Raw genomic sequence first — 16,196 nt, forward strand, 5'->3', positions numbered from 1 at the left:
GGTAGCTATAATAAAGAACAAGAGAGCTCCTTAATACAGCCGGAGGGATGGGAGAAATGAAAGCGGTTTTAAACAATCAGCAAGATCAAATCGGACTCACGCGAAGACACACCTTTTGGCTCAGGATCAGGAGAGATGCCCTACTCTACATCCTTTTGCTGCTGCCACTCCTGTACATTGCCATTTTTAAATATGCACCGATTTACGGCTTGATTATGGCCTTTCAGGACTACAATATTTTTCAGGGGACGAGTGGAAGCGAATGGGTGGGACTGGATGTGTTCCGGTTTATTTTTCAGCAGGACAGCTTCTACCGTGCCCTCAAAAATACGCTGGTCCTGAATGTGCTGGATCTGGTGGCGGGCTTCCCGGCCCCGATTATCCTGGCGATTCTGCTTAACGAAGTCCGCATGGCAAGGTTCAAGAAATTAACGCAGACGATTCTCTATCTGCCTCACTTCATGTCCTGGGTAATTATCGGCGGGATTGTCTATCTGATGTTCTCTAACAGCGGGATGGTGAATCTATTCCTGGATAGCCTGGGCCTGTCGAAAATTGAATTTCTGTCGCAGAAGACCCCTTGGCTGGTCACCTATATTACTGTGGGGGTATGGCAGAACATCGGGTGGGGGACGATTATTTATCTCGCGGCGATTACCGGCATCAACAAGGAGCTGTATGAAGCGTCCGATATGGACGGCTGCAGCAGACTCCGCAAAATGTGGCATATTACACTGCCGGGCATTAAATCTACGATTAACATTCTGCTGATTCTTCAGATTGGCCGAATGGTATCGATCGGGTTCGACCGCCCGTTTGTCATGGGGAATTCACTGGTCAGCGAATATTCCGATGTCATCAGCACCTTCGTGTACAGAGTGGGTATCAGCTCGGGAGACTTCTCCCAGGCAACGGCCGTCGGGCTATTCCAGTCTGTGGTAGGTCTGACCCTGCTGATCGGTGCCAACTATATTGCGAAGAAATTGGGTGAGGATGGGATATGGTGAGAGCGGCAAGTACGATACGAGCAGGGCGGATTGGCCGGAAAACAAGTGTGGCAGATATTGCGATTATAGTCTTTATAGTGGCTTTGTCGTTCACCTGCATTGTCCCGTTTTTATATATGATAGCGCTATCATTCAGCTCCAACGAAGCGATTATCTCGCAAAAGGTTAGCTTATGGCCGGTAGACTTCACTGTAGAGACGTATAAGACGATTCTGAGCGATGCCGATATGCTGTATACGCTGGGCTATAGTATTGTCCTGACGATTTTTTACACGGTGGTGTGTATGTTCCTGACGATCTGTGCGGCGTACCCGTTAACGAAAAAGCGGCTGTGGGGGAGAAACTTCCTGTTGTCCGCTCTGGTCTTCACGATGTATTTCAGCGGCGGTCTGATTCCTTCCTATATCCTGATCAAGAACCTGGGGATGATGGATACGATATGGAGTCTGGTGCTGCCGGGCGCGATGAGTGTATTTAATCTGATTATCCTGAAAACCTTCTTCAGCTCCCTTCCGGAGAGTCTGGAGGAATCGGCGTCCATCGACGGGTGCTCGGATCTGGGAATTCTTCTCCGGATTGTCCTGCCCCTCTCACTGCCTTCGATTGCCACCTTAAGTCTCTTCTATGCCGTAGACCGGTGGAACGGATTCCAGGATGCGTTATTTTATATTACCAAAAAAGAGCTCTATCCCATGCAGCTCAAGCTGTACCAGATCATCTCAGCCAACCAGCAGCTGGACAGTCAGCAAGGCGGCGAGGGCAGTGTCGGCTCGTTCATCGTGCCAGAGTCGCTGAAGGCCGCAAGCGTCATGTTCACCACGATTCCGATTCTGCTGATCTACCCCAAGCTGCAGAAGTATTTCGTAGACGGTGTAATGACGGGCGCGATAAAGGGCTGAGCCGGGTATACTCTGCGGAAGGGGGGAGGCCAGACTGGGGGAAGTTGAAGCTGCCTGGGCAAGAAAGCTATAATCTGGATTATTATCATGATAAGAGATGAAAGGGTGGTATACGTGAAGACAGGCATCAAGAAAATATCGGCCGTTCTGTGCAGCACCGTGCTGCTGGCCGGCGTTGCAGCGGGCTGCGGCGGCAATGATAAAGAGAGCAAAGAGACAGCCGCGCCGGAGTCGTCTAATGCAGCAAAGTCTCCTTCTGATCCTCCTGCAAAGCTGACGGTGGAGGTGTTCGACAGAGGGGTTCAGGGCCAGCCGGATCTGAATAATAATTTCTGGACGAAATATGTGAATGAGCATTTCGGCAAGCCGAATAACGCCATTGTGGAATATGTACCGGTTCCCCGGTCCCAGGAGGTTGATAAGCTGAACGTATTAATGGCTGCGGGCCAGGCTCCGGACATCTCGTTCACCTATGACGGGACACTGGTGACCCGCTTTGCCAAAAGTGACGGCCTCTACACGCTCGACGAGCTGCTGGAGAGCCACGGCCAGCAATTAAAGGCTTATCTCGGGGAGAACGTTCTCGCTTACGGCAAATATAACGACAAGCAGGTATCCATCCCGGGCAAGCGCACCCTGCTGGCCTGGAACGGGATGTTCATCCGTAAGGATTGGCTCGACAAGCTCGGGATGCCGCTTCCGACCAATAGAGATGAGTTATACAATACGCTGGTGGCCTTCCGCGACAAGAACCCGGGCAATGTGAACGGCGTCATTCCCTGGGCAACGGCGGCAGCCGGCATGAACTACACCTTCGGCAACCTCGTTCAATCCTTCTGGGGCCAGATGTCAGAGGAGGAATTCGTCACCACGCCGAACTGGCTGAAGCCGGGCAACAAAGATGCCTACAAATGGCTGAATAAGCTGTATAATGAGAAGCTGATCAGCCCCGATTTTGCCCTGGACAAAACCACCAAGCAGGCGGATGCCGATGTCACCAACGGCAAGGTCGGCTTCTATGCCGCCAACTGGGATTATCCGATGACCCAGAAAATCCGTGAACCACTGAAGCAAAACTCGCCGGATGCCCACTATGTTCCGGTGGATACCTTCAAAAATGCCGAAGGCAAATACCTCAAAGAGGTATATAATGAGAACGGAATCTTCTCCTTCATTCCTAAAAGCAGCAAAAACGCGGAGCTGGCGGTCAAATATCTGAACTGGATGGCGGACCCAGAGGTGATGTTCTTCCTGCAGTTCGGTGAAGAAGGCGTTCACCATACCCTGAAAGACGGCATTCCGCAAGGGATATCACAGACCGGCGAGAAAATGCAGATGAGTAATTTGAACATGGATTATACGATGATTGTTAACGGCGCTGAGCTGGGTGACACCGAAAAGAACGTCAAAACCTATGCCGCAGCCCTGGCCTCCGGGGATAAGCAGTATGAGGAACTCGCTATGGAATCGTACAAAATTAACACAACAGACGGCTATTCATCCTTCTATTACGGGGTACCGAACGAATCCAACATCAAATACGGCAAGACGCTGGGCGATATGAACAAGCAGATGATTGACCGGTTGATCGTGGCCAAGGAGTCCGAATTCGACGCCTTGTACGATAAGCTGGTCAAAGAATACATGGATGCCGGCGGTAAAGCGGTTCAGGAAGAGAATGTGAAGAACTACAGGGAAGTCACAGCGAATAAGAAGTAACACCTGAAATACGGATAAACCACTGGCTGTTCATTGGCCTGGTTTATCCGCATTTCCTTTGTGTAACCACATCAGAAGAATCCACAGTCTCAGGAGGATATCCATGTACAAGGTCATTATTGTAGATGATGAGTCGTGGGCGATTAGAGGGATCAGCAATGCCTTTGACTGGGAGCAGTATGGCTTTGAAATCTCGGGACAGTTCACAAGTGCATATCAGGCGTGGGAAGCCATCGCCTTGCAGGAGCCGGATCTGGTGGTCACAGATATCCGGATGCCGGAGATTTCCGGGCTCGATCTGATGAAGCGGGCCAAAGCGCAGGGCATAGACTCGGAATTCGTCATTATAAGCGGGTATGCGGAATTTGAATACGCCCAGGAAGCGCTGCGCTACGGGGCCTTGGATTACTTCCTGAAGCCGCTGGATGTGGATATGACCGATACGTTCCTGGCGAAGCTCGCCCTGCACTTCTCCCGGCGAAGTGCGGCGCGCAATCATCTTCTATTGGATGCGCTTACCTCGGCAGATGAAGATGAGATCACGCGCTGCCTTCCTGCCGGCATGAGTGCAGGCGGCTGCCGGGTGCTTGCTGTCCATTATGAGGCAAACCGGCCGAAGCTCGGCGAATTGCTGAAGCTGGACGGGCAGCCGGTTCATGTGCTGGAGGTAGAGAACGGAGCAAGCACCCTGCTGGCGGTTCTGATCACAGAGCAGGAGAGTGAGCTGGAAGGAATCACGGATGAATGGCCTGCGGCCGCAGGCAGTCCAGGGCTTCCTGTGGTGGGGATCAGCAGCATCGGCAGCGGGCTTAAGCAGATCAGTAAGCTGATTAAGGAAGCAGAGCTGGCGGCCTCCCGGGTATTCGTGGATGATGCTTCCGGCGCATTTCACTATTATAATCCCAAGCTGCCTCTGGTGAAGCCCTGTATAGATGAGCTGCACTCTATAGTTCATGGTAATCAATATGACAGCATCGAGACATACATCCTGGGTTTGCAGGAATACTTCAGGCTTCATGAGCTGGGAATGATTGAGGTGGTCTACTTATGGAATCAGGCCGTCGGACTTCTGACTAGCGCTTATTCGGAAGAACTCAGAGACATGGAGCTGGAGTTCCTGAATTATGCCGAGCTGAAGGAGCGGTTCGAGGATCTGGAGTCGCTGTGCAGCTTCCTGCAAGACGTTCTTACTGTGCTCCGGCAAGGGAATAGCCGTGCTTTGCAGGAAGGGGATATTCTCTCCTGCTTCAACCGGATGGTCGCCTATATCGACCGGAATTATGAGCAGAAGCTGTATCTGAAGGAGCTGTCGGTCCAATTTTTCATCAATCAGGTGTATTGCTGTCAATTGTTCAAGAAGAATCTGGGCAAAACCTTCTCTGAATACGTGGCTGAGCTGAGGATCAGGAAAGCCCGCGGGCTTTTGCAGCAGACAGACCTGTCTATTGAGAGCATTGCCATCCAGTCCGGGTATGTAGATTACTATTATTTCAATAAGGTGTTCAAGAAGCACTGCGGGATGACGCCCGCCAAATTCAGAAAAAGGGAAAGTGAACGGAGCAACAGGCCATGAAGACCGGCAAGGTGAAATTGAAGCATCAGCTATGGCTGTTCATCGTGTGCTCCATCCTGATCTTCATGGTCATGGAGTTCTACTTCTTCTACAGCTTCTCGAATCTGACACAGAAGCGGGCGGTCACCTACAGCAACAAGATGATTGAGCAGACCCGCCGCAAGATTGATTCGGTGTTCAATGATATCCGGATCAGCACCGGCTTTGCGGTCAACAGCAAGCTGATTCAGGAATTCACCATCGCCGATGATGATTACAAAAGGGCGTTCGACAGCGCTCCCTATGCCCTGGATCTGATGGAATATATGCGGTCCTTCAATTCCTATGTGAACGGCATCATGATCAATGATCTCCAGGGAAGACGCCTCTCCAGCGAGGATTCTGCAAGCGGCGATATTTTTTATATTAACCTGTATGAGACCTTTATCCGCCCGTACAAGAACGATCCTGCGCTTCGGCAGAAGGGGAAGTTCACCGCCATTCTGAAGGATGACCGGACAGGGACAGATCAGTTCTTCTATATTGCTCCCATTGTGGAGTCGATCGGGGGCGTCCATTTCTCACAGATTACGGGTTACTGCATGGTGATGGTCAATATGGACAAAATGCAGGGACTGGTCGCGAATACGGAATTAACGCAGAACTCCACCTTGTATATTCTGAATAACCGGGACGAGGTGGTTGCTTCCACCAATTCCTATGCGCGGGGCAATGTGATCAAAGATGTGCTGTCTATGGACAAGAACCAATTGTTTAACGGGGTAAAAGCAACGATCGGCGGCAAGGAGGTTCTCGTTCAGGTTAAGGGGCTGGAGCAGGCTGACGGGTGGCGTGTGGTCAGTATGATCCCGGTGCAGGAACTGACGGCCGACATGATTCCCATGCGGAAGGTTAGCATTATGGTCGGCCTTGGTATTATTGTGAGTATGATTATTACAGGCAGCTTCTTCTTACACAATCTGATGCGTCCCCTGATGGGATTGGTCATGGATATGAAGAAGGTGGCAGGGCGGGACAGAGGCTTCCGGATCAAAGTCCGGTTCACCAACGAGGTGGGCCTGCTGGCCCAGGATATTAACCGGATGATGGACGAGATGGACGAAATGACCCGGGAGATGTTCAATACCCAGGCTAGACTATACGAATCCGAGCTGAGCCAGAAGCAGGCGGAGTTCTCTGCCCTGCAGAGCCAGATTAATCCCCACTTCCTGTATAATACGCTGAATTGTATCAGCAGCATCGGACTGGAGTATGGGAGCCGGGAGATTGCGCAAATTACGTACTGCATGTCCAAGATCTTCCGCTACAGCATCAAGAAGGATGATCTTGTGCAGATCCGTGAAGAGGTAGACTGCATACAAGCTTACATGAAGATCATCCTGATCCGCTACGAGAATAAATTCTCCTTATCGCTCGATGTGGAGGAGAGCTTGCTGGAGCTGCAGACCCCTAAGATGATCCTCCAGCCCATTGTGGAGAATTCGGTCTATCACGGGCTGGAGCGGATGGATCAGGGTGGAAGCCTTCAGATTACCGGGAGCCTGGATGCGCGCGGAGATGTGTGCTTCTGTATTACGGATACCGGCAGGGGAATGGAGCCGGAGGAACTGGCCGCCCTTCAGGCCAAGCTTGGCCTGGAGCATAAGGAACTGGCTCTGACCGGGCAATCGGCACAGGGCATCGGGCTGTTGAATATTCATAACCGGCTCCGCCATCTGTTCGGAGAAGGCTACGGACTTACCGTTGACAGCCGATTAGGCTATGGGACAACCGTGAACGTGAAGATTCCGAAGCTGCCGGGAGGAGTTAATAGTATATGAGTCTGGACAGGGTACCTCCGTTTAGCGGGAGGTGCCCTGTTTGCTGCAGGGGAGGGCAGGCTTCAGGATGATTCAGGCGGGAAGGGGGAACAGTTGGATTTACTCCACCTGCTGATGGAGATACGGCCTTGCCTGGCGCAGCAGGTGGATAAACAACACTTACTCAAGCGCTATTTACTTAAAGTGCCTGAATCCGTGAGCAGCAGTTGCTCTTTTTCCACTTGTTCCCCTGCAATCGCCAGATGTCGAGAAATTAAGCTACGTTTATCCAATTGTTTGTTTACTGACCTGGCTCGTTTCCGCAATGTAATTATTTTCTACTAAAACGGTTACAAAAACAATTTAAGATAGTCCATTTTTTTAAGCGGTCCTGGAGGGTATTATGAGTACGCTAGCCGGAGTCATCATTCGAACGAGAAGGAGATGAAAAAATGAAAGCGGTTAATTCAGCCCGGAAAGAACAGAAGTGGTCCAGAAGAAGCGTCAAAGCTCTGCTGCTCAGCCTAGCGGTCCTGCTCATGCTGCCTCAGTGGGGAGGGAGAGCTGCGGCGGAAGAGTCGGGGACGTCACTACCAGAGCCGGTAGTGGCTGCACAAGGAGGAACGAATGTGACGGATTTCTACAATGTCATCATGCAGACCGGGGCCGATCCCTGGGTATACAAGCACACGGACGGCTATTATTACAACACCTTTGTTAATGCCAGTGGAGTGATGGTCCGCAGGTCGAAGACGATTACCGGTATTGAAGCAGGTGAGCGGAGTCTGGCTTGGTCGCCGGTTAAGGGAACCATGTACAGCTCCAACGTGTGGGCGCCGGAGATGCATTATCTCAAAGATACGGACGGCCAGTACAAATGGTATATCTACGTTGCAGCCGATAACGGAACCAACGCTAACCACCGTATGTATGTGATGGAGAATGCCAGTGCCGATCCGATGACCGGAAGCTGGACCTTCAAAGGCAAGATTACCGATGCCACGGACCGCTGGGCGATTGACGGCACTGTGCTGACGATCGGTGACCAGCACTACTTCATCTGGTCCGGCTGGGAGGACACCGATGGCAGCTTTCAGAATCTGTACATCGCCAGAATGAGCAATCCATGGACGATCAGCTCGCAGCGCGTGCTCCTGTCCACACCGGAGTATGACTGGGAGACCTCACCCGGCCGGATTAATGAAGGCCCGCAGATTACGATCAAGGGGAACAAGATCAATCTGGTCTACTCCGCCAATGGGAGCTGGACAGACAGCTATAGTCTCGGCTTGATCACCGCCAGCACCAGCGCTGATCTGATGAATCCCGCTTCCTGGACCAAGCGTAATCAGCCGATCTTCTCCAGCGCGAACGGTGTCTACGGCCCGGGCCATCACAGTATCGTGACCTCACCGGACGGCAGCGAGGACTGGATCATCTACCATTCCGCCCGCTGGCCTGGCTCAGGCTGGACCCGCAATGTCCGCGCGCAGAAGTTCACCTGGAACGCAGATAATACGCCGAACCTGGGAGAACCCGTTAATCCGAACAGTCCGATAGCAATCCCATCAGGCGAGCCAGCCCGGATTCGTTATCAAGCTGAAGAAGCTCTGCTTGTAAAAGATCCGGCTGGCACTTCATCCCCGGCAGTCCGGCGCGAAAGCTCCGCCTCCGGCGGGATGAAAATTACCAACCTCGCGAACGCCTACGACTACGCCCAGTTCAACGTCAACGTGCCGGAAGCGGGCTTCTATGTGATGTCCGTGCGCAACAGCAACGGCTCGGCGAATGCGGGGGATGCCTCCCATATCCTGTCGGTCAACGGCGGGCCCGGAGCGTCGATGAATATTGTCTATTCCGGCGCGAACCGCTGGGGAGCCTCCACGGCGAAAATCTATCTTCAGCAGGGAGACAACGTTCTCCGCTTCACCAAGGGGAATAATCTGGCCGACATCGACAGCCTGGATCTATCCCGGCTGAATACATCGGAGCTGCTGTTCGGGACACCCGGATATACGCTTGGTCTTAACGAGACCCGCAGTCTGCCCCTTTATACAGTAACAGGAACTACCTATGCTGCTGTCACGGCAGGCGTGATGCTGACCTCGTCCGATACGAACGTAGCCGTGATTCAAGCAGGGAATCAGGTGAAGGCCACCGGGGCAGGAAGTGCAACGATTACCGCCACCTATAACGGCAAAACTGCTGCCGTTACAGTTAACGTTAAGGCTGAACCGAAAACAGTACAGTCCTTGACGCTCACCGGACCGGAGCCTGTGCTGATCAGCGGCCAGACCAGCTCACCGTTGCGGGCAACAGCATATTACAACAATTATGAAGTTTAGGATGTAACAGGAAGTGCGCAGTACACCAGCAGCAATCCAGGCGTGGCGGGAGTTGACCCGGCCACCCATACGGTAAATGCCGTTCAAGCGGGTACGGCGCTAATTACTGCCTCCTACGGTGGCAAGCAAACCACTCACCATATAACGGTCATTGCCGCTTCCGATGCCGTTCAGGTCACTTCAACAGTGAAGACACCTTCAGGCGTGGTTCCCGTGCTTCCGGGCGTTGTAAATGCCGTCTACCACAACCAGACGGTTCAGGCCCAGGTGACCGGCAGCGAGACGGCAGGACTGGACTTCAGCACCATTGGCACGGTTCAGATTCCTGTGACGCTCAAGATCAGCGGCCAGGAGTTCTCCTCCACTATCTCTGTAGAGGTTGTACCTGGTTATGGTCTGGATGAGATCGTAAGTCAGCTGCGCAGCAAGCTGGCAAATAACTCTTATCCGCTTGGAAACGGGGCAGGCAATTATAGTGCAGCCAAGTATGCGGACTTCGTTGCCGCCGTGGATCAGGCGGAGGCGCTGGCCGGCAATGCGGAGCTGACGGAGGCGCAGTTCAATGCAGCGCTTAATACGCTCACTGAAGCGGAAGCCGCTCTGCTGAATTCGCTGAATACCACGCAGAACGGTATAACTTATAAGGCATACCGGGATTTCTCCGGCGATACAGCAGGCAAATATCCTTACGGCATTACTGCGCAGGATTTGACGAATGGCGCTACGGCTGTAGTCCAGGAAGAAGCCGGCAACAAATTTCTGCGGCTGACCACGACCGCGGTATCAGGCAAAGCCAACCTGTTCCTGCCTTATCTTGGGGAGGTTAGTGCTGCGGGGAATCAGCGCATTGTCATAGAGTATCGCGTCCGGTTAAACAGCAACTTCCAGTATGCCAACGGCGCCATGGTAAGAAATGATAGCGGTACAAGCAACTATTCGATGGTTACAGCGTTCGATTCCGGTAAAATCCTTGTGCAAAATGGCGGTTCCAACAAGGTCAAGGTGAGAGACTTCTCGCTGGGCACATGGTACGCCATCAAAATGGTCGCGAACTGGGATGCCAAGACGTACAGCGTGTATATCAACAATGAATCTGTTCCGGTTGCTACGGATTTCGCCTTCCGCCACACTGGCGGCAGCACTCTGACCGGACAACTGTTCGGTGTTGACGGCTACGCGAATGCGTCCATCGACTTCGACGATTTCAAGGTTAGGGTTACCGGAGATTAACCAGCGGAGGGATAGACAACATGTCAAGTCAGGTCTACGAAAAGTTCACGCCGTTACACAACGCCAAGCTCGTTCTGGGGTATCTGACCTCTATGGTGGATGAGCAGGAAGACAATCTGCCCTACTGGCTGATACTGCCGCATAAGAAGCCTGCCGAGGCTGCCCATTGCCGGGTGGACGATGCGGAGCTGGTCGGCTCTTGGTATGAGGCGATAGACGCGGTACGCAAAATGCTGAAGACGGAGGAAGGCGCTGCGGTGCAGCAATCCTTTTACCGTCATCTCATGAAGTCCTGGGGGGAGCACGGCCTCCGCTTTCATGAGCCTTATCCATGGACGCATACGAATCATAGTTCTTTTCATGAAATGGGCTATATTCTGCCCGCGCTGAACCGCATGCTGGAGAATGATCCCGGGGATCAGGAGGCGGAGAGCAGAGCGGCCGGGCTGGTCAGAGGAATGCGCTCTCTGGTGATCGAGCGGAAGGTTCGAACGTTCTGGTCGGGGGATTATGAGGAGCAGGAGCCCCTGTACGAATTCCCCAATGATGTGTACCTGCAGGACGGCGGCTTCGAGCTGTCCAGGCATACCGGGCGGGGGGAGCAGGCGATCCGCAATGCCATTGTCCTACATTCTCTGGTGCGCAGATATGAAATTGCCGGAGATGAGGCCGCGCTTGATCTGGCAACGGGCATTGCCAACCATCTGCTCGGACCTTCTCGCTATTTCAATTACAGGATGGAATTCTTCGGCCATGTCCATTCCGCAGGCTGGGTAGCTTCCGGGCTGGTACGTCTGGGCCGCGTTACCGGGAAAGAGCGCTATATCAAGGCCGGTAAAGGAATCTATGATTATATCCGCAGCCTGTCCTCCTCCTTCGGCTGGGTGCCGGAATATGCCCAGTGGCATCCGCCGCATGAGGAGCATTGCGAGACCTGCTGCATCAAGGATATGATCGAATGTGCGAATGAGCTGATTCTGGCCGGTTATGAGGAATATTGGGAGGATATGACCTTGTTTGCGCGGAACCAGCTGGTGGAGAATCAGCTAAAGGTATCTTCCTACGTGGTCACAGACAACACCCGGGCTGACGAAGCAGGCATAACCTACAGGGAAATTGACAAAGAATGATCGGGGGCTTCACCGGAGGCTCGCTCGTGAATTCCATGTCGTTATCCAAGTTCAGATCGATTGCGGGCTGCTGCGTCGGCATGGCTCCGGTGGCCCTGGAGATCGTATGGAACCGGGCGGTGGAATTTCAGGACGGAATGGTAATCGTCAATATGCCGGTGGATAAGGAGACGGAGGAGGCTGCCGTCACGATGAGCTATCCCGATCAGGGCTATATGTCCATTACAGCCAAGCAGCCATGCGATGTTGCGGTAAGGGTCTATGACTGGATGGGAACGGATCTCACGGTGAGGATAAACGGAGCCGTATGCGTAGCCGCACGGGAAGGCAATCTGCTTGTAATCCGCAGTGTAAGAGCAGGCGACACTGTGGAGCTTACGCATCTGCTAGAAACGCTGACTGTGAAAGAGATCGTGCGCGGCGAGGAATACAAGGTATCCTGGAGAGGCTGTGATGTCGTGGATATCTCTCCCCGGGGAGAGCATTTGAGACTATATCAGCGGGATCTGCGCATCCCGAAAGTGTATCCCACCCCGGAAGATGTTCATTTCACCGGAGCTGCGAATTACGGGCCTACCCAGCAGGCGCAGGGGAGTAAGTGATTTTAGCACTGGAGCATTCATAAGCCGCAATTAAAGCATAAGCCATAGCTAAGCCGCAATTGAAAAACCGCACCGCGCAGACATTGCTTGCGGGGTGCGGTTTTTTGGCGTTTTAGACAGAATATGGACTTTAGCGCCGGGTAGATATTTCTCTGTTGCCGGTGAAAATTGAGACTGTACGGCTCACTTATTATTGGTCTTCCTGACCAAGTCCACGCCATCGTAAGCCAGACTGTCCACACTTGCCGCCTTCTGCCGGAGGTAATGATCCAAAAAGGTCTTCGTATAGTCTGTAACCAGATTTCGCATCTCCATCGCATCCCGTTTGCCTCTGAGTTCCTCACTAACACCGGTAAACACGATGTCACAGTAATCTAAATGCGCAACCCGGTCAACAGAGAAATAATAGGTTTCTCTGCTATTGTTAGCGCCAATGACCGCATTCATGTTGTAGTTGGGTTCACGATACAGCAGCAGGAAGGGCGTACTAAGATCGCTATCGAGGAGACCGAATGCACCGCTATCCAAGCCAATCCCGCAGGTAAACCGGTCGTCGTCCCGGCAGACCATCGCCGTCGTAAGCCCTCCATACGAATGCCCGACGATGCCCATGCCGGTGTCAACAAGCAATCTGCCTTTAAAGATAGAATCCAGCTCTCCAGTGTCCAGCTTGTGCAGAACATCGGCTACAAAACGCACATCTTCTGCCTGTAACTCACTAAACTCTGTTAACTTGGCAAGTACCGGGAGTGCAAGCACGTTACGGCACATCTGAACGGCAGCTTCATCGTCCGGCCGCATCTCCATCTTACCAGCCAGCGCCAGCATCTCCGGATCTTCAGACAACGCTATGATGGCATCGGAGAAGTCCTTGGATACATTAAACAGACGCCCGTCTTTACGCTTGTACATCGTGCTATTCGGATGGCCGATGCTTACCACAACATATCCCATACTGGCCAAGTCTGTACAGAGCACTGTGCCCCATTCCGGAGAGCCGCCCCCGCCGCAGACATAGAATAACACCGGATAGCGCTGCTCCTTCGCGGAGAGAGCAAGTTCTTCGTAACACCGGGTCTTGAACTCTATGGAGAAAAAATCGCTCGTAACATAGCCGGTGACGAGCGGCTGATCCTTTAACATCCCGTAGACTTCAGGAAACATGTATGCTGATGTAGCTTTACCTTCGCTGCTGTCAGACGGATAGAATACGAACGCTGTCAGTTCTCTTGTGGAATGGTCCGAAGCCGTGTACTCCAGATCCATCTGAGTCCGGCCAACCGTATAGCTGCCAACAGGTGCTGGAAAAACCTCATAAGTTTTCATACACTTCTACTCCTTTGCTTTTTTAATATCGCTAACCAGCTCGGAATATTTATGATCTTCAAGCAGACCATGACCCATAAAGTCAGCAAAGTATTTGCTAAGCTTATGCTGCATCTGAGAATCCTTAATCCCGAATTCCCTATAAAACATGACTAAATTAAACTGCATAGATTCAAACATAAATGAAATCAGGTCATCGTCAATATCAGGCCGGAGATATCCGTCCACCCTCAGCCGCCGTATAATATCCTTGATCAAGGGGAAGGACTCGCCCTTTAGCACGTTCAGATATACTTTCAGCAGTATGTCCTCGGGAATGTGTAAAAAAGTCTCAGTAAGCTTGATCTCCAGCTCATTCAGCGGCTCGGCCACCGTACCATTCACGTTACCAAATAAGCCGGTAAGGAAAGACCGGAACAGGGAATCCTCAGTACTGTTATTAAAATACGCTGCTCTTTTCCGGGTCACATTACGGATTAAGTGACAATACAGGTCATCTTTGTCTTCAAAATACCGGTAGAAGGTTCCGGGGTGCATAGACAAGCTATCCAGCACCATCTTCATCGATATATCCTCGTAAAGATGATCCACAAAAAGCTGCATAGCCCTGTTCGATATTTCCTCGCGCCTGGCTTCATCCAATCGAAAGAACGTATTTTTTGGCATCGCTTCCTCCTTTAATACGTGGTGTGAATCCATTCACACTATATCGATAATCAATTCACATGTCAAATATCCGAGCCGGAATAACGGCACAAAAAAACCACCCCCCGCAAGCATCTCTTGCGAATTGTGGTTTCTAAGTGTTAGAGCAGAATACGAACTTCGCCGCTGGACAGATATTCCTCGTCGCCATTCGGATACCGGACCTTCAGGCGGCAGTCGTTGTCGATATCAACGGCGGTTGCCGCTTGCTCTTGATGCTCCTTAACAACCATGACCGTCTCACCCAGCGACATCATGCGCTGCCGGTATTCGGGCAGAAACAGCCGTTCCTTAAGCTGCTCATAATAGCCCATGAAGCGGTTCAGCACTTCGGCTGTAAGCCGGTTCCGCAAATCCCCTTCGGGATTGCCGGCCTGATAGATAGAGGTTGCAATCTCAGACAGTCCGGCGGGGAAGCCTGCTGCGGGCAGTGCCACGTTGATCCCGATCCCGAGTACGGCATAATCCAGCCACTCATTCTCCAGGGACAGGGAAGCCTCGGTGAGGATTCCGCACACCTTTTTACCGTTCATGAATACGTCATTCACCCATTTGATCTGCGTGCTGAGGCCGGACACACTCTCGATCGCCAGAGCCACCGCAACGGCAGCAGAGGTAGTCAGAAGCGTAGCATCTGCCGCCGACAGCCGGGGCCGCAGCAGAATGCTCATATAGATGCCAGTTCCCGCAGGGGAAAAGAACGGCCGGCCTTTCCGGCCCCGCCCGGCGGTCTGCTCCTCCGAGAGGATGACTTTGCCTTCCGCTTCACCGCCGGAAGCCAGCGCCTTGACCAGCTCGTTCGTGGAAGCGACGCTCTTGAAGACTTCAAGCCGCAGCTTCTGCCCCCTGGCATCCAGGTATTTGGCAACCGCTGCGGTGGACAGAATGTCCGTCTGGGGGGACAGGGAGTATCCCTTATTGGTGACGGCCTGAATGGAATAGCCGTCACTCTGCAGCGCTTTGATGGCCTTCCACACTGCGCTGCGCGTCACGGATAACCGCCCGGCGATGTCCTCGCCGGAGAAGTATTTACCCTTATTGCTATCCAGTAAGGCCAGGATATGTTCTTTAACTGTCATGCCTATAACCCTCCACAAGTCTAACGTTCCGATCTCATTTCTTTAAATATATTAACATGCTTAGGATCATTAGAAAAATCAGGTATACTCACATCATGATTGTGAACCTATTAATAATTTATGGTTTACAATGAAGGCGTCCTCCACTATAATTCAGCTTGTTGGCTGGACTCCCTGACCGGAAGGCCGCCCAATTCCTGTATCTTATCTTGTGGAGGTTATTGAATTGAGAATCAAAGAGCTAGTCTATGCGGCCTTATTCGCCGCGCTTATCGCGGTGTTGGGCTTGGTTCCGCCCGTATCGCTAGGCATTATTCCTGTACCTGTCACTGCCCAGACGCTTGGTGTCATGCTGGCCGGCTGTTTTCTGGGCTGGCGGACAGGCGCACTCAGCCTGATCATTTTTCTTATCCTTATCGCTTTAGGCTTGCCGGTATTACCAGGCGGACGCGGCGGGCTGGCCATACTCGTTGGACCGACAGCAGGCTATCTGTTCAGCTGGCCGCTGGCCGCCGGGTTGATCGGCTGGTTCGCTGAAGCGGTCTGGCCGAAGCTCCGGGCCTGGAAGCTGTTCGCCGTTAATCTGATCTTTGGCGTTCTGCTCGTTAATCTAATCGGCGCTTCGACCATGGCCTGGATTACGAATACTCCGCTCTGGACCGGACTTGCCGGGTCTGCGGCTTTTCTGCCCGGAGATCTGATCAAGGCTCTGCTGGCCGCTGTCATCACCATGCAGCTCCGGGCGTTCAGTCCGGTTGAGGAGAAGAGGGGGGCGTGAGATT

General features: G+C 52.5%; 13 protein-coding genes. 10 read left to right on the forward strand and 3 right to left on the reverse strand.

Annotated features, from left to right (window positions below; translation table 11 throughout):
• The first annotated feature begins 56 nt into the window (after positions 1-56).
• From J2Z70_RS06840 to J2Z70_RS06875, 9 genes are all read left to right on the forward strand, one after another.
• Positions 57-1,007 (forward strand): ABC transporter permease, encoded by a 951-nt coding sequence (locus J2Z70_RS06840; protein WP_081751225.1) that lies wholly within the window; start codon positions 57-59, stop codon positions 1,005-1,007.
• Positions 1,001-1,906, forward strand: a complete 906-nt coding sequence (locus tag J2Z70_RS06845) for a carbohydrate ABC transporter permease (RefSeq protein ID WP_209870812.1) — start codon at positions 1,001-1,003, stop codon at positions 1,904-1,906. The genes J2Z70_RS06840 and J2Z70_RS06845 overlap by 7 nt, the downstream gene beginning before the upstream one ends.
• Positions 1,907-1,993: 87 nt before the next feature.
• On the forward strand, positions 1,994-3,625 hold the full coding sequence (locus J2Z70_RS06850; RefSeq protein WP_245368029.1) for an extracellular solute-binding protein: 1,632 nt from the start codon (positions 1,994-1,996) through the stop codon (positions 3,623-3,625).
• Between the two features lie 103 nt (positions 3,626-3,728).
• Positions 3,729-5,198 carry a response regulator gene (locus J2Z70_RS06855; RefSeq protein WP_209870815.1) on the forward strand — a complete coding sequence of 490 codons (1,470 nt, stop codon included), beginning with the start codon at positions 3,729-3,731 and terminating at the stop codon, positions 5,196-5,198.
• The gene (locus tag J2Z70_RS06860; RefSeq protein ID WP_209870818.1) at positions 5,195-7,018 is read left to right on the forward strand and encodes a sensor histidine kinase; all 1,824 of its coding nucleotides are present in this window, start codon (positions 5,195-5,197) and stop codon (positions 7,016-7,018) included. The genes J2Z70_RS06855 and J2Z70_RS06860 overlap by 4 nt, the downstream gene beginning before the upstream one ends.
• 431 nt (positions 7,019-7,449) lie before the next feature.
• Positions 7,450-9,342 (forward strand): family 43 glycosylhydrolase, encoded by a 1,893-nt coding sequence (locus tag J2Z70_RS33150; protein ID WP_245368030.1) that lies wholly within the window; start codon positions 7,450-7,452, stop codon positions 9,340-9,342.
• A 42-nt stretch (positions 9,343-9,384) separates the two neighbouring features.
• Complete coding sequence (locus J2Z70_RS33155) at positions 9,385-10,572, forward strand: hypothetical protein (protein ID WP_245368031.1); 1,188 nt, start codon at positions 9,385-9,387, stop codon at positions 10,570-10,572.
• 20 nt (positions 10,573-10,592) lie between these two features.
• Positions 10,593-11,702 (forward strand): hypothetical protein, encoded by a 1,110-nt coding sequence (locus J2Z70_RS06870; RefSeq protein WP_209870821.1) that lies wholly within the window; start codon positions 10,593-10,595, stop codon positions 11,700-11,702.
• A complete protein-coding gene (locus J2Z70_RS06875) occupies positions 11,699-12,304 on the forward strand; it encodes a hypothetical protein (protein ID WP_209870823.1) in 606 nt (201 codons plus the stop codon). Before J2Z70_RS06870 ends, J2Z70_RS06875 begins: the two co-directional genes overlap by 4 nt.
• Positions 12,305-12,487: 183 nt before the next feature.
• On the opposite strand, the gene J2Z70_RS06880 is transcribed toward J2Z70_RS06875, so the two are convergent.
• The 3 genes from J2Z70_RS06880 to J2Z70_RS06890 form a co-directional block, all read right to left on the reverse strand.
• On the reverse strand, positions 12,488-13,630 hold the full coding sequence (locus J2Z70_RS06880; protein ID WP_209870826.1) for an alpha/beta hydrolase: 1,143 nt from the start codon (positions 13,628-13,630) through the stop codon (positions 12,488-12,490).
• 6 nt (positions 13,631-13,636) lie between these two features.
• The gene (locus tag J2Z70_RS06885; protein WP_036727030.1) at positions 13,637-14,296 is read right to left on the reverse strand and encodes a TetR/AcrR family transcriptional regulator; all 660 of its coding nucleotides are present in this window, start codon (positions 14,294-14,296) and stop codon (positions 13,637-13,639) included.
• A gap of 140 nt (positions 14,297-14,436) precedes the next feature.
• A complete protein-coding gene (locus J2Z70_RS06890; protein WP_209870830.1) occupies positions 14,437-15,414 on the reverse strand; it encodes a biotin--[acetyl-CoA-carboxylase] ligase in 978 nt (325 codons plus the stop codon).
• A 226-nt stretch (positions 15,415-15,640) separates the two neighbouring features.
• Between J2Z70_RS06890 and J2Z70_RS06895 the strand changes: the two genes are divergently transcribed.
• Positions 15,641-16,192: a biotin transporter BioY gene (locus tag J2Z70_RS06895; protein ID WP_209870832.1), complete on the forward strand. Its 552-nt coding sequence runs from the start codon at positions 15,641-15,643 to the stop codon at positions 16,190-16,192.
• Positions 16,193-16,196: the final 4 nt, after the last annotated feature.

It is taken from the genome of Paenibacillus silagei (assembly GCF_017874735.1).
GTDB lineage: Bacteria > Bacillota > Bacilli > Paenibacillales > Paenibacillaceae > Paenibacillus_AQ > Paenibacillus_AQ silagei.

Excerpts from the sequence above, each read along its gene's own strand:
- J2Z70_RS06845 (WP_209870812.1), top strand. The coding sequence starts at position 1,001 with ATGGTGAGAGCGGCAAGTACGATACGAGCAGGGCGGATTGGCCGGAAA.
- J2Z70_RS06850 (WP_245368029.1), top strand. The coding sequence starts at position 1,994 with ATGATAAGAGATGAAAGGGTGGTATACGTGAAGACAGGCATCAAGAAA.
- J2Z70_RS06890 (WP_209870830.1), bottom strand. The coding sequence starts at position 15,414 with ATGACAGTTAAAGAACATATCCTGGCCTTACTGGATAGCAATAAGGGT.
- J2Z70_RS06875 (WP_209870823.1), top strand. The coding sequence starts at position 11,699 with ATGATCGGGGGCTTCACCGGAGGCTCGCTCGTGAATTCCATGTCGTTA.
- J2Z70_RS06860 (WP_209870818.1), top strand. The coding sequence starts at position 5,195 with ATGAAGACCGGCAAGGTGAAATTGAAGCATCAGCTATGGCTGTTCATC.
- J2Z70_RS33150 (WP_245368030.1), top strand. The coding sequence starts at position 7,450 with ATGAAAGCGGTTAATTCAGCCCGGAAAGAACAGAAGTGGTCCAGAAGA.
- J2Z70_RS06855 (WP_209870815.1), top strand. The coding sequence starts at position 3,729 with ATGTACAAGGTCATTATTGTAGATGATGAGTCGTGGGCGATTAGAGGG.
- J2Z70_RS06880 (WP_209870826.1), bottom strand. The coding sequence starts at position 13,630 with ATGAAAACTTATGAGGTTTTTCCAGCACCTGTTGGCAGCTATACGGTT.
- J2Z70_RS06870 (WP_209870821.1), top strand. The coding sequence starts at position 10,593 with ATGTCAAGTCAGGTCTACGAAAAGTTCACGCCGTTACACAACGCCAAG.
- J2Z70_RS06840 (WP_081751225.1), top strand. The coding sequence starts at position 57 with ATGAAAGCGGTTTTAAACAATCAGCAAGATCAAATCGGACTCACGCGA.
- J2Z70_RS06885 (WP_036727030.1), bottom strand. The coding sequence starts at position 14,296 with ATGCCAAAAAATACGTTCTTTCGATTGGATGAAGCCAGGCGCGAGGAA.